Consider the following 17,020-nt stretch of genomic DNA (forward strand, 5'->3'; position numbering starts at 1 on the left):
AGGTAAATTACTGATTGCTGACTGGTCAAAAAAAGGGCCCGCAAGGGCCCCGTAGAGGTAAGTGGCTAGCGCGTTCAGGCGCTCTCGATCTTGCGTGGTGCCATGAAATACATCCACACCAGCGCCAGGAAGTACATCGCCGGGATCATGGTGAACAACACGGCATAGTTGTTGTTGGTAGCGGTCAGCACGCTACCGACGATCTGCGTCATGAACATCCCGCCAATCGCAGCGCACATGCTGCCGAAACCGAACACCGTGCTCACCAGGTGCTTGGGCGTGTAGTCCATCACCAGGCTCCAGATATTCGCTGTCCACGCCTGGTGTGCGCCCACCGCCAGCGAGATGGCCGCCACCGCGACCCACAGGCCACTGGCGTTGGCGGCAAAGGTGACGCTGACCATGGTGCAGGCGAAGATCAGCATCGACACCAGCCGCGCCGTGGTAGCGCGCACGCCACGGCCGATCAGCCAGGAAGACAGGATGCCGCCGCCGATGCTGCCGAAGTCTGCCGTCAGCCAGATGATGATCAGCGGGATACCCATCTGGGTCACGTTGATGCCCAGGCTGTACTGCTGGTTGAGGAACGGTGGCAGCCAGTACAGGTAGAACCAGAACACCGGTGCGGTAATCGCGTAGGCCACCGCGAAGGCCCAGGTGCCACGCAGGCGCAGGATGCGGCTGAACGGCACGCGGGTCGGCTCGGGCTCGTCATCCTGCTGGATGTACTCCACCTCGCTCTGGCGCACGCGCGGGTGATCTTCAGGGTTGTAGTACTTCAGCACCCACAGCACCACCCACACCAGGCCCAGGCTGCCCATGGCGATGAACGCGGCCTGCCAGCCCCACACGGCCAGAATCAGCGGCAGCAGCGCCGGCGTGACCATGGCGCCGACGTTGGTGCCGGCGTTGAACAGGCCGGTGGCGATGGCCCGTTCGCCAGCCGGAAACCACAGCCGCACGGTCTTCACGCAGGCCGGGTAGTTGGCGGCCTCGGTCAGGCCGAGGATGAAGCGGCAGACCATGAAACCAGCGGCAGAGGTGGCCAGGCCGTGAGCGCCGGTGGCCAGGCTCCACAGCAGCACGGCGAAGAAGAACGCGCGTTTTACCCCGACCTTGTCGATCAGCCGACCCTGCAGCAGGAAGCCGACTGCATAGCCGACCTGGAACCAGAAGTTGATGTTGGCATAGTCCATCGCCGTCCAGCTCATTTCCTTGGCCAGGACGGGCTGCATGATGCCGAGCGCAGCACGGTCGATGTAGTTCAGGGTGGTGGCGAAGAACACCAGGGCGAGCATGCCCCAACGGGTCTTGCCGACGCCGAAGGCGCCGCGAAGCTTGTCGCCGATCGAACCCTGGGGCATCCGGGGGGCGGCGGGGGTGATCTTGGAGTGGTTCATAAACTGCTCGATTCTTGAAATTGTATTCAGCTGCGGTGCTACGAGTACGTGACCGATTCCCAGGCAGGGGACACGCAAGGCCGGTGCATGGTGAGCAGTGAAGGCAGCAGCGTCAATTGAAGGGAAGGGCTAGTGTTCGGTTACCGAACGGTTGCGTTGGGCCTGCGGGCGAGGCAAGGGGCAACGTGATTTCAGGTGGTCAAGGTACTCAACGCTCTACCAGCCAGATAACCGAATGTCATCCCCGGCCCCAAGGTGATACCGCCACTCGGGTAATATCCGCCCATCACACTGTCCATGTCGTTGCCCACCGCATACAACCCGGGGATCGGCCGCGCCTCGCGGTCCAGTACCCGGGCCGAGGCATCCGTGCCCAGGCCGGCGAACGTACCCAGGCTGCCCGGCAACAGTTTCACTGCGTGGAACGGCCCGTGCAGCAGTGGCCGCAGCGATGGATTGGGGGCTTGCAACGGCTCGCCCTGCGCCCGGTTGTAGGCCGATGCACCGCGCTGAAAAACCGGATCTTCACCCTGGGCTGCATGTTGGTTGAAACCGTCCACCGTGCGCTGCAACTGCGCGGCGTCGATCCCGCAGCGCTGTGCCAGTTGCGCCAGCGTGCGACCGCTGTGCAGGTAACCGCAGCGTTGATAGTGGCGGGTGGGGAAAGGGAAGGGCTTGGCCCAGCCGATGCCATAGCGCCGTTGCGCAGCATGGTCGCAGATCAGCCAGGCTTCCGGCGTTTCACCCTGCGGCGTGGCGGCGAACAGCGCGTTCATGAAATCGTGGTAGCAATCGGCCTCGTTGACGAAGCGCCAGCCATCGCGGCGCACGGCGATGAAACCGGGCTTGGCGCGATCGATCAAGTGCGGGAAATGGCCGAAACTGCCATCGCTGCGCGGCACCCGCGACACGGGTGCCCAGGCACCTGCATGGGGCGCAGTCGCCTGGACCAGGCCACCGGCCTGCTCGCCCAGGCGCAGGCCGTCGCCGCTGTTTTCCCATGGTGCGGCGGAGTAGTGCTGGTCACCGTCCGGCGCATGCGGCATCAATTGCGCGATGCGCTGGCGATCATGCGCAAAGCCACCGCAGGCCAAAACCACACCGCGGCGGGCGTGGATCAGCTGGCCGTCGGCAAACTGTGCGCCGCTGACCCGGCCTTCGCCCAGCAGGCGATTGGCCGGCTTGTCGGTCAGCAGCGTCACGCCAAGGTTCAGGGCGCTGCGCAGCAGCCGTGCCACCAGGGCGTTGCCATTGACCAGTTGCAGGCCGCGCCGGTGCAGCAGCAGGTCGCGACCATGGCGCAGCAGGCGCTTGCCCACATGCAGCGCGGCCGTGGGTGAGCGTGTGGCGTTGAAGAAGGCGGCCATGTCAGCGCCGCCGGCAATGCCCATGCCGGCCAGGCTGACGATGTCCAGCGGTGGGCGCAGCTTGTGCAGCCAGGGCCCGAGCAGGCGCCCGTCGTATGGCAGCGCGCACAGCGAACGGCCACCGTGCGTGCTGCCGTCGCCTTCGCGCATGTCGGGCATGCGGCTGCCGCTCTGGAACTGTACGGCGGTGTGTTGCTGGAAGAACGCCACCATCTCCGGGCCATGGTGCAGGAAGGCGCGTTGGCGCGTGTCCAGTTCGCTGACATGGGTTTGCCCGCGCAGGTAGCGCTCCGGGGCATCGTCGGTCTCGACGATGCCTTCGGCAATGGCCAGCGGGTTGCGCGGTATCCACAGCCAGCCCCCCGACCAGGCGCTGGTGCCGCCCAGTTGGCTGGCTTTTTCCGCGACGATCACCTGCAGGCCGTGATGGGCGGCAGTAACGGCGGCAGCCAGGCCAGAGGCACCGGAGCCGATGACGAGTACGTCACATTCGAGGGGTTGCATGGTGGGGTTCCGCTCAGGCGTTGGAGGAAGGTTTTACTGCAGCGGCGAAAAACCGGTGGGCCGCAGCATTCGCGACTGCAAGTGCAGCACCGCGCCCAGCTCGCGGTTGCGCCGTGAGAACTCGGCCCAACGCGGGTCCGCTGCCATGGCTGCGCGGCGTGCCATGCGCTCGTCGAGGCTGGCATAACCCCAGATATGCACCACTTGGTTGACCTCGCCGAACTCGCTGGTGAAAAAGCCGACCAGGTTACCGAGATGCTCGCTTTGCACCTCCAGCGCGTGGCTTTGGTACAGGCTCAGCCAATCGCCCATTTTCAGTGGGTCGAGGGTGTAGGTTCTCAGTTCGTAGTACATGCTGGAGTCTCCATGGGGGTGGTTGGTGCCTGCAGGCGCGCGGCGATGTGGTTGGCAGCGAGCCAGCCGAAGGTGAGGGCTGGGCCCAGGGTGATACCGGGGCCGGGGTAGGTGCCTTTCATCAGCGAGTTCATGTCGTTGCCGACTGCATACAGCCCGGCAATCGGCTGGCCATCGCGGTTAAGCACGTTGGCCCGGGCGTCGGTCACCAGGCCGCGGGCCGAGCCGAGGTCGCCGGTGTGGATGCGGATGGCGTAGAACGGGCCGCTGGTCAGTGGCGCCAGGCATGGGTTGGGCGTGTGTTGCGGGTCGCCCATGTAGCGGTTGTAGCTGTTGCCGCCTTTGCCGAACGCACGGTCGATGCCGTTTCGGGCGTCGGCGTTGAACTGCTCCAGGGTCTGCATGAACACCTGTGGGTCGACGCCAATGGCCTCGGCCAGGGCCTGCGCTGTTGCGGCGCGGTGCAGGTAGCCGGCGTCGATCAATGCCTGGTTGTCCACCGGCTTTGGCCGCGCCAGGCCCAGGCCGTAGCGGTTCATCGCCTCGGCATCGCAGACCAGCCAGCAGCTGGCAATGCCTTTGGCGAACATGGTCTGCACGAAGTGGTGGTAGGAATCGGACTCGTTGACGAAGCGTCGCCCGTCCTGGCTCACCGCGATCACGCCCGGCTTGGCGCGGTCGGTGACCAGGTGCGGGAAGCGCTCATGCTCGCCACTGGCATGGCGCAGTTCGGAAACCGGTGCCCAGAAGAAGTTGGCCACCAGGCCCTCACCCTGGGCTGCGGCCACGGCTTGGCCAAGGCGCAGGGCAGCGCCGTCATTGCTGGGCGGTGACATGGTCAGGTGCGGCGCTTGCCGGGCCGGCCGGTAGCTGTCGGCCAGCGAGCCTGCAGCGAACCCGCCCATGGCGCACACCACACCGCCCCGGGCCAGCACCCGTTCACGGCGCCCTTCGCGTTGCACCACCACGCCGGTGACCACGCCGCGTTCGACGATCAGCTCCAGGGCTTCGCTGCGTAACCACAGCTGCGTGCCATGGGCGAAGGCGCTGCTGGCCAGGCGGGCGATCAAGGCGTTGCCGGTGGTTAGCCGCGTGCCGCGCGGGTGGCGCAGGCGGTCCCGCGCATAACGCGCCATCAGCTTGAGGCAATGCCACAGCGACCGGGGCGAGCGGCGGATACTGAGAAAATGCTGGATATCCACGCGGTTGACCATCATGCCGCCGAACAGCAACATGCCGGGCGGCGGCATCTGCAGGTCCTTGAAGTACGGGCCGAGCTGCTTGCCGTCGTACTCGACCATCTCCAGCGCCCGGCCAAACTGGGTGGCACCGGGGGCGTCCGGGTAGTAGTCCGGCGAGTGCGGGCGCAGGGCGTAGCGCAGTTCGGTGTTCTGCTCCAGCCAGCGCAGCGCCTGGTGGCCATGCTCGATGAAGGCGTCGACCAGGGCGGGGTCGTAGCCGTCGCCGATGACCTGCCTGAGGTAGGTGCGAATGGCCTCGGGGGAGTCCACCGCACCAGCGGCGCGGGCTTGATCGGTACCGTAGAGCCACACCGCCCCGCCGGAAATCGCCGAGGTGCCGCCAAAGTGTTCGGCCTTTTCCACCACCAGCACTTTCAACCCATGGCGCGCGGCCGTGGCGGCAGCGGTAAAGCCACCGGCGCCGCTCCCCAGCACGACCAGGTCAAAGTTGTGTTGCGCGTGTTCATGCGTCGGCATGGCTTCAGATCTCCAGCGGCGTGACGCCCATGAAGGCGCCCAGGTGGCCGAGCTGGGCGAAGGCCATTTCCGGGCCGGTCTGAACCGCGCAGCCAACCTGGCGTGCCCGCTTCAGCAGCGGGGTGATCTCGGGCGAGGTGACCACGTCGGCGACCAGGGTTTCGGCTTGCAAGGTGGCGAGCAGGGCGGCAGGCAGCGGCAGTTCCGCGCTGCCGCCCATGCCGACAGGGGAGGCGTTGACCAGCAGGTCGAAGCCTTCCAGCCCGTCGACCCGGGTGGCGAGTTCGACCGCGGGGAAGGCATTGCCGAGCAGCTCGCACACAGCGCCCATGCGCGCGGTGCTGGGGTCGCTGAGGGTGATGCTGGCGATGCCGGACTCGCCCAGCGCATAGGCGATGGCACTGCCGACCCCGCCACAACCGATCACCAACGCACGCTTGCCTGCCGGCTCGAAGCCATGTTTGCGCGCAGCACCGAGGAAGCCGGCGCCGTCCACGTTGTCGCCCAGCAGGCGACCGTCTCGCTCGCGGCGCACTACATTGACCGAGCCCAGCGCGGCTGCGCGCTCGCTCAGGCCGTCCAGGCGGCTGGCCAGGGCCTGCTTGTACGGCACGGTGACCACGCAACCGCGCAGGTTCTGCCAGCCGCGCAGGGTGCCGGCGAAGGTATCCAGTGCGGCCTCATGCAGGTCGATGGGCAGCATGGCGAGGTTGCAATTGTTGTTGGCGAACCAGGTGTTGAAGTTTTCGGGGGACTTCACCTGGGCAATGGGCGAACCGACGATGGCGACCAGTTCAGTGGAACCACGAATCATGCTGACCTCCTTATTGGCGTTGTTATGCAGGCCAAGGGTGAGGCAAGGGGGCGTGGGCAACAATGCGCTGATCGGGCTTTTAGTGCGATAATCGCATCCTTGATCCGGTTATCGCGGTAATCGGCTGTTTTTGCCCTGCTCGCGAGTCGAATAGATGAACACCCCCGCTATCCACCCCCGTGATCTGATCGCCGGCTTGCAGAAGGGCCTGGCGCTCATGCAGCTGTTCAGCGCCGAGCAGCCGCGCCTTAGCGTGCCCCAGGCGGCCAGGTTGTCCGGCCTTACCCCCAGTGCCGCGCGGCGGTTTCTGTTGACCTTGGTGCACGAAGGGTTTGCCGAAACCGACAGCCGTGAGTACTGGCTTACGCCCAAGGCGCTGCGCCTTGGCCAGGCGTATGTGGACTCGGCACAACTGCCGCGCATGCTACGGCCGATCGTCGAGCAGGTGGCGCGGCAGACGCAGGAGCATGTGTCGGTGGGTACCCGTGATGGTGACGAGATCATCCACCTGGTACGTAGCCGCTACAGCCATGTGGCCTCGTTGTCGATCCGGCCGGGTTCGCGGGTGCCGATGTATTGCACCGCCGGCGGGCGCGTCTGGCTGGCCTGGCTGGATGAGGGGGAGCGGGATGCCTACTTTGCGCGTAACCCGCTGCGAGGTTTGACGCCTTATACGCAGACGGACCGGTTACAGCTGGAGGCGGAGTTGCTGCGGGTGAAGGAGCAGGGGTTCTGTATCGTGGACCAGGAGTATGAAATCGGCATGCGCGTGCTGGGTGTGCCGCTGCTGGACCGGGCTGGCCGGCTGAAAGCGACGTTGACTATCACCACCCATGCTTCGCGGTTGAGTGTGGATGAAATACGCTTGCGGTATCTGCCGACCCTGTACGAGGCCCAGGCGTTGTTGCGGCCGGTGCTGGATTGAGGTGTCAGGGTTTGGAGGTGTGTTGCCTTCTTCGCGGGAAACTCGATCTCATAGAACTGAACATGATTCATTGAGCTAGCCGGGACCCTGTGGGAGCGGCTTCAGCCGCGAACACCGGCGCAGCCGGTGCCATGCACCGCGCTGGATTCTTCGCGGCTAAAGCCGCTCCCACAGGGTACGCGGACCGACAGCGCAGCCCAAAGGGGCGGGAGCGGCCCAGGCCCTCGGCTTATCGCTCGATCTGGCGGTTCCAGCGCGCGTTCCATTCGGGGCGCTGGGTGTTGACCTGGTCCCAGTCGATGGTCACGGCAGTCTGCAGGTAGGTCTGCATGGCTTCGACCTGGCCACGGGTCTTGTCACTGGTAGGTGTGTTGGGGTTGGACGGGATCTGGTCACCCAGCTCCAGGGCCGGCGACTGCGCCTCGGGGCTGAGCAGGAACTCGGCGAGCTTCTGCGCAAGCTCCGGCTGGTCGTTGTTGGCCGTGACGCATTCGGCCTGGTTGAGCACCACGGCACCTTCCTTGGGCGCGGCGTACTCCACCGGGATGCCTTTGAGCTTCAGCGCCGTCACCTGGGTAGGGGTGAGCGGGAACAGCGCGGCTTCGTCGGTTTGCACCATTTCCGAGAGCTTGGCCGAGTTGGGGATGTACTCCAGCACGTTCGGGCCCACGTTCTTCTGCCAGGCCGTGAAGCCCGGGTTGACATCGGTATCGCTGCCGCCGTGCAGGCGGTTGTACATCAGGAAACCATGCAGGCCGAAGGTGGACGATGCCATCGACTGGAACACCACCTTGTCCTTGAAGCGCGGGTCGGCCAGGTCGTTCCACGAGGTGGGCGCTGCCCAGCCATTGGCCTTGAACAGGCGGCTGTTGTAGGCAAGCCCGGTCACGCCCAGGCTGACTGCGGCGGCCTTGTCCTTGATCAGGGCTTTTTCCGGCAACTGGGCCAAGGTCGGGTTGGGTTTGAGCGTGCTGCACAGGCCCATGCCGATGGCGCGGTACATGATGCCGTCATCCAGCACCATCACATGGATCGACGGCTTGTTAGGCGTGGCCTGGACCTTGGCGAGGATGTCGGCCGAGGTGCCGGGGACAATCACCACTTTCACCCCGTTGGCCTGCTCGAACTTTGGCAGGATATTGTCGCTGAACAGCCGTTCCATGGTGCCGCCGTTCATGCCCAGGTAAAGCGTGGGTTGGGCCATGGCGGGCAGGCAGGCGAACAGGCCGGGCACGGTGCAGAACAGGGCGAGCAAACGTTGCTTGTGCGTCATGACAGGTTTTCCTTGTGGTGGTTGGGCTGAAAGCGGTTGATGGAAAAAGCCGCCAGGCTGAGTGCCGGCGCGCCGTGCAGGATGCATTGCGCCAACGCTTCACCGGCAGCCGGGCCTATCTGGAAGCCGGCACCGGCAAAGCCGAAACCATGCAGCAGGCCGGGCTGGTGCAGGCTGGGGCCGAGCACCGGTTCGTCATCGGGCAGGTAGCCTTCGGTGCCGCTCCAGGTACGAATGGCCTGGGCGCCGGCCAGTGCCGGGTACAGCTCGGTGGCGTTGCGCAGGATGTCGAGCACTGCGGCCTGACCCGGGCGGGCGGTGGTCGGGGTAAGGGCAAAACCGCGCCCGCCGCCCAGCACGCAGTTGCCACGCGCCACCTGGCGGGCGTAGATGCCGCCGCCTTCGACCCCGGTGCTGGCGGTCATGAACAGCGGCAGCGGCTCGGTGACCAGCATGGCGGGGTGGGCCGCGGTCAGCGGCACCGGCTCGCCGAACTGCTCGGCCAGTTGCGCCGACCAGGCGCCGGCGCAATTCAACAGCCAGGGCGCCTTGAAGCCTTGGCCGCTGCTGGTGCTTACGCTGAAACGGTGGCCGTCGTGCCCCACCTCCAGCACCTTGCACTGCTCATGCACCTGGGCGCCGCTGCGCCTGGCCGCCTGGGCGAAGGCCGGTGACACCAGCCGTGGGTTGGCATGGCCGTCCTCGGGGCAGTACGAGGCGCCGACGGCGATATCGCCCACCCAGGGGAAGCGCTGGCGCAGTTCGCGTCGTTCAAGCAGTTGCAGGCGAAGGTCAAAAGCCTGGGTACGCCGGGCATAGGCCTTCAAGGCATCGAAGTCGGTTTCGCTGCGGGCCAGCTTCAGGTGGCCGCTGCGGGCGTATTCGCCATCGATGCCGATCCAATCGCGCAGATTCCCCCAGATGGCATGGGCGCGCATCGACAACGGCAGCTGGGCCAACGAGCGGCCCTGGCGGCGCACACCGCCGTAGTTCACCCCGCTGGAGTGCGAGCCGCAGAAGTCGCGTTCCAGCAATGCCACTTGCCGACCAGCGCGAGCCAGGGTCAAGGCCGCGCTGCTGCCGATGATGCCGCCGCCGACGATGATGGCGTCCACTTCGATCAACTTCATGGTTTTATCTCCAGGCCAAAGGGCAGGGGCTTGACCGGTGCCTGGCCACGCAGGCGCCCTACCTGGTCAATGGCCCGACCGCTTTCGCAGGCGATCAACTCGGCGGCAGCGGCACCGCACACGCGGCCCTGGCAGCGGCCCATGCCGACTCGGCACATGGCCTTGACCCGGTTGATTTCCCAGTGCCCGGCACGCACGGTGGCGCGGATTTCCCCGGCGCTGATCTGTTCGCAGCGGCACACGGTGAGCTGGTCCGGGGCTTGGCGGGCCCACTGCTCGGGAAATGGAAAGGCCTGCTCCAGCCCTTGGCGGAAGCGCTGCAAGGTGGCCAGGCGCCTTTCCAGTTGCTGCTGGCGCTGCGGGTTGCCGGGCTTGCCGAGGTCGGCCAGCAGTGTCAGGGCGGCCAGTTCACCGCTCATCTCGGCACCGTCGGCACCGAGGATGCCGGCACCGTCGCCTGCCAGGTACACGCCGGGGCTGGTGGCCCGGCCCTGGGCGTCACGTACCGGTAGCCAGGCGCGGTTGAGCGCGCTCCAGGCGAACCGGCAACCCAGCAGGTCGGCCAGTTGGGTTTCACTGCGCAGGGCGTGGGCGAATGCCACGGCGTCGCATGGCAGGTCGTGTTGCTGGCCATTGTGCAGCCAGCGCACACCGCTGGCGCGTTGCTCGCCGTCGATACCCAGCAGGGTCACGCCCTGGTGCACCGGCACACCCTTGCGGGCCAGCCAGGCTCGGTAGTACAGGCCCTTGGCAAAGGTGCCCGGTTGCAGAAGCAGGCGTGGCAGGGCACGCACCTGGGCGCTGAACGGTGAGGTGTCGAGCACCGCGCTGACCGTGGCACCGGCCTTGGCGTACTGGTAGGCCACCAGGTACAGCAGCGGCCCGCTGCCGGCCAGCACCACCCGTTCACCGATCGCGCAGCCCTGGAACTTCAGGGCGATTTGCGCAGCGCCCAAGGTATAGACCCCAGGCAGGGTCCAGCCGGGTATCGGCAACACCCGGTCGGTGGCACCGGTGGCGACGATCACCCGGTCGAACGCCAGGCGGTCGGCCAGTTGGCCCTGTTGCAAGGTGTCCAGCACTTGCTGCTCGGCGTTCCATACCAGGGTGTCCGGGCGGTAGTCGACCTGCCCGCGCAGTTGCTCGAGGGTGGCGTGCACGGCTTGCGCCTTTCCTGCCTCGAAGCCGTACAACGCTTTGGCCGAGCGGCGAAAGTTGGCCGGCTGCTGGCGGTAGATCTGCCCGCCGCCGCGGCTGGCTTCGTCCAGCAGCACCGGGCGCAGGCCGTGGGCTACCAGGGTTTGCGCGGCGCGGATGCCGGCCGGGCCGGCGCCGATGATCACGATCGCACTCATGGCTGACGCCCCGGGTCGCGGGTCACGCACTGGCCCGGTTCCAGAAAGGTCGAGCAGGCGCGTACCCGGCGGCCATCCTGCAGGCGTACCCAGCAGTCCTGGCAGGCGCCCATCAGGCAGAAGCCGGCGCGTGGTTCGGCGCTGAAGTCGCTGCCGCGCAGGTGCCCGGCATTGGTCAGGATGGCAGTCAGCAGGGTATCGCCGCTCATGCCTCTGGCCGGTTGGCCGTCGAGCAGGAAGGGCACAGGCTCGCGGTCGTGTTCGGCCACGCGCTTGAACAGAGGCATGGGGGCATTCCTTGTCATTGCTTGCCCACCAGCACGCGGTCCAGGCCATATACGCGGTCCAGGGCGACCATGGTCAGGGCGGTGACGGCGATCACCAGCGCCGAGACGGCGGCCATCATCGGGTCGATGGATTCGGTGGCGTATACGTACATGCGCACTGGCAGGGTCTGGGTGGCAGGCGAGGTGACGAAGATCGACAGGGTCACTTCGTCGAAGCTGTTGATGAACGCCAGCAGCCAGCCGCCGGCCACACCGGGCAGGATCATCGGCAGGGTGACCTTGCAGAACAGCGTGACCCGGCCAGCACCCAGGCTTTGCGCGGCCTGCTCGGCGCTGCGATCGATACCGATGGCTGCAGCCAGTACCAGGCGCAGCACGTAAGGGGTGATCACCACGACATGGGCGAACACCAGCCAGGCGAAGCTGCCATTGACCCCCAGCAAGGCGAACAGCCGCAGCAAGGCCACACCCAGCACCAGGTGCGGGATGATGATCGGCGACAGCAGCAGGCCGTTGAGAAAGCCTTGGCCGGGGAAGCTGTAGCGGGTGATCGCCAGGCCCGCCGGCACGGCGATCAAAGTGGCCAGCGAGGCAGCCAGGGCCGCGAGTTTCAGGCTGTTGTAGAACGCATCGAGGAAATCGGCACGCTCGAACACGGCGCTGAACCAGCGCAGCGAGAAGCCGGCGGTGGGCAGGCTCAGGGTGTTTTCCGGGGTGAATGCCACCAGGCACACCACCACCAGCGGGGCGAGCATGAACAGCATCACCAGGGCGTGAAAGGAAAGGGCCAGCGGGCCGTTACGGGTCATCGGTTCAGACTCCAAGTGCGCGTTTGTAGCGGCGTTCGACCAGCCGGTTCCAGCTGAGCATCACCAGCAGGTTGATCAGCAGCAGGGCCACGGCGATGGTGGCACCCATCGGCCAGTTCAGTTCGGCCAGGTACTGGTCGTAGATCATGGTGGCGACCATCTTCAGCCGGCGCCCGCCCAGCAGACCGGGGATGGCGAACGAACTGGCGGCCAGGCCGAACACGATCAGCGTGCCCGACAGCACGCCGGGCATGATCTGTGGCAGCACGATGCGGCGGAACACCGTCCACTGGCTGGCACCCAGTGACAGCGCGGCTTGCTCGGCAGCCGGGTCGAGCTTCTGCAGCGAGGTCCACACCGGGATGATCATGAACGGCAGCATCACGTGGACCAGGCCGATGATCACCGCAAAGGGCGTATACAGCAGCTTCACCGGCTGCCCGCCGAGAGCAGTGATGCCCTGGTTGACCAGGCCGTCGGCGCCCAGCAGCAGGCTCCAGCCGAAGGCACGCACTACCACCGAAATCAGCAGCGGGGTCAGCACCAGGATCAGGAAGATCGAGCGCCACGGCGCGCCCATGCGGCTGAGCACCAAGGCCTCGGGGATGCCGATCAGCACGCAAAGCAGGGTGACCAGGGCGCTGATCCAGAAGGTGCGGAAGAAGATCTCGTAGTAGTAGGTGTCGGTCACCAGGCTCAGGTAATGGCCGAGGGTGTACTGGCCGGCCTGGATGCCGCTGCTGTAGTCGAACGCGTTGAACGACAGCAGCACGGTCAGCCCCAGTGGCACCACCAGCAAGGCCAGGAACAACAGCAGCGCCGGGCTGCTGAGGCCGTAGCCCCAGGCGCTGCTGCGCAGCTTTGCCGCGCTCATGCCGCCACCTCGCCAGCGTTCAGTACCCGCAGCAGGGCATCGTTCCAGTCCAGGCCGACCTGTGTGCCTTCATCCAGCGGTGTGTTGCCGTCGTTGGCACGCACCACGGCCAGGTTGCCCAGAGCGGTGTCGACCCGATACAGCCACTGGCTGCCGAGGAAGTAGCGGCAGCTGATGCGGCCTGCGAGCTTGCCGCTGCCGGCCGGGCCGAGGCTGATTTTTTCCGGGCGCAGGCTGAGGGTCAGCGGGCCTTGGGCATTCGCCTGCGGTTGCCCGCCGGGGCCGGTTACGCCGCGCAGGCGGTTGGCCTTGCCGACAAAGTCGGAAATGAAGGGCGTACCCGGGTGTTCGTAGAGGCGGTAGGGGTCATCTACCTGGGTGATGCGCCCGGCCTCCATCACCACCACCCGGTCGCTGATCGACAAGGCCTCGGCCTGGTCGTGGGTGACCATCAAGGTGGTAATGCCGACCTCGTTCTGGATGCGACAGATCTCGAACTGCATTTCTTCACGCAGGTGGGCGTCCAGGTTGGACAGCGGTTCGTCCAGTAGCAGTACCGGCGGTTCGATCACCAGTGCGCGGGCCAGGGCCACCCGCTGACGCTGGCCGCCGGAGAGTTCGCGCGGGTAGCGCTCGGCATGCTTGTCCAGACGCACCAGCGCCAGTGCCTGGTCGACCCTGCGGGCGATGTCGGCGTTGGCCACCTTGCGCATGCGCAGGCCAAAGGCGACGTTGTCGCGCACGGTCATGTGCGGGAACAGCGCGTAGCTCTGGAACACCACGCCCAGGCCTCGGCTGGCCGGCTTGGCGTGGGTGATGTCGCGGCCGTCGAGGACAATGCGGCCGCTGGTGACCTCGACGAAGCCGGCAATCATTTGCAGGGTGGTGGTCTTGCCGCAGCCCGAAGGGCCAAGCAGGGAGACGAACTCGCCTTTCTCGATGGCCAGTGACGAGCTGGCCACTGCCTCCGTGGCGCCATAGCGCTTGCAAAGCTTGTCGATCAACAGAAAGGTCATGGCTGTGCTCCATCGCAAACGGAACCGGGGTCAACCGGCAGTTTCAGGGTGGGCAGAGCGCCAGCGGCGAAAAGCAATGCTTTTACGGACGTTGGCGCTCGCTTCTGTGGCGGCGGCCGATGTTGTGATATCGCCCTATGGACCGGAGAGTAGGGCAATGATTAGGATGGCGACAAAGGGTAATTTCACTGGGTGACAGCTATTTTGAAATTATTCCACTGAATGGAATTTTTAAGGGTTTGACGAAAGATGGATTCCGATAAGCGAAATGAGCAGGCCAAGGAAGTAGGTGTCAGTGCGGTGTCGCGTTTGTTCGCCGTGTTGCGTGCGCTGGGAGAATGCGGCGGCGAGGGCGAGAAGGTCAGCCAGCTGGCGCAGCGGGTTGGCCTGGCGCAACCCACAACCCACCGCCTGCTGCGCAGCCTGATTGAAGAAGGCATGGTCGATCAGTGCGCGACCAGCAAGCGCTACCGGCTGAGCCTGGATTTTTTTGCCCTGGCGGCCAAGGCCGGGCAAGCCGGCAACCTGCGCGATGTGGTGCGCCCCAGCCTGCTGCGGCTGTCGGCCTCGCTGGGCGATTCGCTGTTCCTGCTGGCGCGCTCGGGGTTCGATGCGGTGTGCCTGGACCGCAGCGAAGGGCCATACCCGATCCGTACCTTCACCGGCGATATTGGCGGCCGTGTGGCCTTGGGGGTGGGGCAGGGCAGCCTGGCAATCCTGGCCTTCCTGCCGGAGGAGGAGCGCGACGAGGTGATCCGCTACAACCTGCCGCGGCTGAAGGATTTCCACCATTACGACGAAGTCATGCTGCGCGCCGAAATCGACAATGTGCGCAGCCTCGGCTATGCCGGGCGCAATACCGGAGTGCTCGATGGCATGGCCGGCCTGGCGGTGCCGATCCTCGATCGTAACGGCCATGCGGTGGCGGCCCTGAGCGTGGCGACCATCAGCGACCGCCTGGGGCCCAACCGCATGCCAACCGTGGTGGCGCTGCTCAAGCGCGAGGCGGCGGCGATTGGCGAGCGGGTCAACCCGTTCGACCCGGTGCTGCGCCGGCCTTCGCATGTGTTTGGTTGAGGGCCAGGATTGAGCTCAGTCGATCGTCGCGATGGAAAACTGATGGAGGTCGACGCATGGCACCGGCTTTGCCGGTGTTCGCCGGGCCCGCTCCCATACAGGCCTACTCCATCGCCTCGGCCACGCCCTGGTCTTCACCCAGGAACCCGCCGCTCTGGTGCTGCCACAACCGTGCATAAATACCATTCTTCGCCAGCAGTTGCGCATGGGTGCCTTGTTCGATGATGCGCCCTTCATCCATCACGATCAGCCGGTCCATGGCGGCAATCGTCGACAACCGGTGGGCGATGGCGATGACGGTCTTGCCTTTCATCATTTCATCCAGGCTTTCCTGAATGGCCACTTCCACTTCCGAGTCCAGCGCACTGGTGGCTTCGTCCAGCAGCAGGATCGGCGCGTTCTTCAGCATCACCCGGGCAATGGCGATGCGCTGGCGCTGGCCACCAGACAGCTTGATGCCGCGCTCTCCCACCAAAGTGTCGTAACCGGTGTTGCCCTGGCGGTCGCTGAGCTGGCTGATGAAACCATCGGCCTGGGCATTGGCCGCAGCGGCGCGGATCTGCGCTTCGGTGGCATCTGGGCGGCCATAGGCGATGTTGTCGCGAATCGAGCGGTGCAGCAGCGAGGTGTCCTGGGTGACCATGCCGATGGCGCTGCGCAGGCTGTCCTGGGTGACCTTGGCCACGTCCTGACCGTCGATGCGGATTTCCCCACGGTCCACGTCGTAGAAGCGCAGCAGCAGGTTGATCAAGGTGGACTTGCCAGCGCCGGAGCGGCCGACCAAACCGACTTTTTCGCCCGGGCGGATGTGCAGGCTCAGGTCGTCGAGTACCTGGCGCTCGCCGTTGTAGTTGAAGCCGACCTTGTCGAAACTCACCGCGCCCCCCTTGGTTACCAGCTCGGCAGCGCCGGGCGCATCCGTTACCTTGGGGCCGCGGGTGAGGGTGGCCATGCCGTCCTGCACGGTGCCGATGTTTTCGAACAGCGAGGTTATCTCCCACATGATCCAGTGCGACATGCCGTTGATACGCAAGGCCATGGCGGTGATCGCCGCCACCGCCCCGGTGCCGACCTGGCCCTGGTGCCACAGCCACAGCGCATAGCCACCGGCAGCAATGATCAAGCCCACCACCAGCGCCTGGTTGACGATTTCGAACTGGCTCACCAGACGCATCTGGCGAAAACCGGTCTGCTTGAAGTCCTCCATGGCTGCGCGCGCGAAGTGCGCTTCGCGGTTGGCGTGCGAGAACAGTTTCACCGTGGTGATGTTTGTGTAGGCGTCAGAAACCCGCCCGGTCATCGATGATCGGGCGTTGGCCTGCTCCTGGCCGACCTTGCCCAGGCGTGGCACGAAATACAGCATGGCCAGGCCGAACAGCACGACCCAGGCAATGAATGGCAGCATCAGTTTCAGGGCAAAGCCACCGGCCAGGGCAATGATCGCGATGAAGTACACACCGATCCCGGGCAGGATCTCGATGAGGGTGAACAACACATCGCGTACCGCCAGCGCCGTCTGCATCACCTTGGTGGTGACCCGGCCGGAAAACTCGTCAGAAAAGAACGACAGGCTCTGGCGCAGCATCAGCCGGTGAAAGTCCCAACGCAGGCGCAGCGGCAAGTTGATCGCCAGTACCTGGTGCTGAAGCATGGTGCGCAGCGCCACCAACCCGATGCTGACCAGCAGGACGATACCGATGCCCCACAGCACCCGGGTTTCTTCGGGGCCGACGGCCCCGCCGGCCTGCCAGGCCGAAAGCAGGTCCACGACCTGGCCGAGGAAGGCGAACAGCCAGGCTTCGTAGATCGATACCCCGGCACTGAGCAGCGCAAGCGCCAGGATGTAGCCGCGCGCGCCCCGGGTGCAGGCCCACATGAAGCGCAACAGGCCAACCGGTGGCGGTGGTATCTCGTCAGGGGGGAAGGGGTCGAGCCATCGTTCAAAAATACGCAGCATGCTTGTCTCCGAAAATCAGCTTTTGCCTGGCGCTAACCATACAGATCACTCAGGCGTGCGGGGGTTCGTGCAGTGTCGTTCTGGCACTCGCTGACCGGCTGGCCGCTGTCCAGCGCTTCCAGCACGGTCCACCGCGTCGCCTGCTTCGCGGGTGAACCCG

The 17,020-nt window shown here is 65.7% G+C and carries 15 protein-coding genes; 2 read left to right on the forward strand and 13 right to left on the reverse strand.

Features of this window, described 5'->3' with window-relative positions:
• Positions 1 to 74 precede the first annotated feature (74 nt).
• The 5 genes from RYH74_RS08865 to RYH74_RS08885 form a co-directional block, all read right to left on the reverse strand.
• On the reverse strand, positions 75 to 1,400 hold the full coding sequence (locus RYH74_RS08865; RefSeq protein ID WP_025339631.1) for an MFS transporter: 1,326 nt from the start codon (positions 1,398 to 1,400) through the stop codon (positions 75 to 77).
• A gap of 191 nt (positions 1,401 to 1,591) precedes the next feature.
• Positions 1,592 to 3,271 carry an FAD-dependent oxidoreductase gene (locus RYH74_RS08870; RefSeq protein ID WP_317409277.1) on the reverse strand — a complete coding sequence of 560 codons (1,680 nt, stop codon included), beginning with the start codon at positions 3,269 to 3,271 and terminating at the stop codon, positions 1,592 to 1,594.
• 33 nt (positions 3,272 to 3,304) lie between these two features.
• Complete coding sequence (locus RYH74_RS08875; protein ID WP_085663311.1) at positions 3,305 to 3,625, reverse strand: NIPSNAP family protein; 321 nt, start codon at positions 3,623 to 3,625, stop codon at positions 3,305 to 3,307.
• Complete coding sequence (locus tag RYH74_RS08880; RefSeq protein WP_317409278.1) at positions 3,610 to 5,343, reverse strand: FAD-dependent oxidoreductase; 1,734 nt, start codon at positions 5,341 to 5,343, stop codon at positions 3,610 to 3,612. Before RYH74_RS08880 ends, RYH74_RS08875 begins: the two co-directional genes overlap by 16 nt.
• A 4-nt stretch (positions 5,344 to 5,347) precedes the next feature.
• Positions 5,348 to 6,157, reverse strand: coding sequence for a shikimate dehydrogenase family protein (locus tag RYH74_RS08885; RefSeq protein ID WP_286100110.1), 810 nt, complete (start codon positions 6,155 to 6,157; stop codon positions 5,348 to 5,350).
• Positions 6,158 to 6,311: 154 nt separating this feature from the next.
• On the opposite strand from RYH74_RS08885, the gene RYH74_RS08890 reads away from it, so the two are divergent.
• A complete protein-coding gene (locus RYH74_RS08890) occupies positions 6,312 to 7,082 on the forward strand; it encodes an IclR family transcriptional regulator (protein ID WP_025339626.1) in 771 nt (256 codons plus the stop codon).
• 229 nt (positions 7,083 to 7,311) lie between these two features.
• Here RYH74_RS08890 and RYH74_RS08895 read toward each other — a convergent pair whose 3' ends face one another.
• Genes RYH74_RS08895 through RYH74_RS08925 form a run of 7 tightly spaced genes read right to left on the reverse strand, consistent with a single transcriptional unit; the run spans position 7,312 to position 13,826 of the window.
• Positions 7,312 to 8,355: an ABC transporter substrate-binding protein gene (locus RYH74_RS08895; RefSeq protein WP_013972112.1), complete on the reverse strand. Its 1,044-nt coding sequence runs from the start codon at positions 8,353 to 8,355 to the stop codon at positions 7,312 to 7,314.
• Entirely contained in the window at positions 8,352 to 9,485 is a 1,134-nt protein-coding gene (locus tag RYH74_RS08900) for an NAD(P)/FAD-dependent oxidoreductase (protein WP_075045584.1), read from the reverse strand. The genes RYH74_RS08895 and RYH74_RS08900 overlap by 4 nt, the downstream gene beginning before the upstream one ends.
• Positions 9,482 to 10,840 carry an FAD/NAD(P)-binding oxidoreductase gene (locus RYH74_RS08905; protein WP_317409279.1) on the reverse strand — a complete coding sequence of 453 codons (1,359 nt, stop codon included), beginning with the start codon at positions 10,838 to 10,840 and terminating at the stop codon, positions 9,482 to 9,484. Before RYH74_RS08905 ends, RYH74_RS08900 begins: the two co-directional genes overlap by 4 nt.
• Positions 10,837 to 11,127, reverse strand: coding sequence for a (2Fe-2S)-binding protein (locus RYH74_RS08910; protein ID WP_025339623.1), 291 nt, complete (start codon positions 11,125 to 11,127; stop codon positions 10,837 to 10,839). Before RYH74_RS08910 ends, RYH74_RS08905 begins: the two co-directional genes overlap by 4 nt.
• A 14-nt stretch (positions 11,128 to 11,141) precedes the next feature.
• A complete protein-coding gene (locus RYH74_RS08915; protein ID WP_025339622.1) occupies positions 11,142 to 11,936 on the reverse strand; it encodes an ABC transporter permease in 795 nt (264 codons plus the stop codon).
• A 4-nt stretch (positions 11,937 to 11,940) separates the two neighbouring features.
• Positions 11,941 to 12,810 (reverse strand): ABC transporter permease, encoded by an 870-nt coding sequence (locus RYH74_RS08920; RefSeq protein ID WP_013972117.1) that lies wholly within the window; start codon positions 12,808 to 12,810, stop codon positions 11,941 to 11,943.
• Positions 12,807 to 13,826 (reverse strand): ABC transporter ATP-binding protein, encoded by a 1,020-nt coding sequence (locus RYH74_RS08925; RefSeq protein WP_085663317.1) that lies wholly within the window; start codon positions 13,824 to 13,826, stop codon positions 12,807 to 12,809. Before RYH74_RS08925 ends, RYH74_RS08920 begins: the two co-directional genes overlap by 4 nt.
• Before the next feature lie 249 nt (positions 13,827 to 14,075).
• On the opposite strand from RYH74_RS08925, the gene RYH74_RS08930 reads away from it, so the two are divergent.
• Positions 14,076 to 14,903, forward strand: coding sequence for an IclR family transcriptional regulator (locus RYH74_RS08930; protein WP_085618551.1), 828 nt, complete (start codon positions 14,076 to 14,078; stop codon positions 14,901 to 14,903).
• A gap of 103 nt (positions 14,904 to 15,006) precedes the next feature.
• On the opposite strand, the gene RYH74_RS08935 is transcribed toward RYH74_RS08930, so the two are convergent.
• Positions 15,007 to 16,860, reverse strand: a complete 1,854-nt coding sequence (locus RYH74_RS08935; protein WP_317409280.1) for an ABC transporter ATP-binding protein — start codon at positions 16,858 to 16,860, stop codon at positions 15,007 to 15,009.
• Positions 16,861 to 17,020 lie beyond the last annotated feature (160 nt).

Origin of the sequence: Pseudomonas sp. LSJ-87 (genome assembly GCF_032971465.1) — a bacterium.
GTDB lineage: Bacteria > Pseudomonadota > Gammaproteobacteria > Pseudomonadales > Pseudomonadaceae > Aquipseudomonas > Aquipseudomonas putida_Z.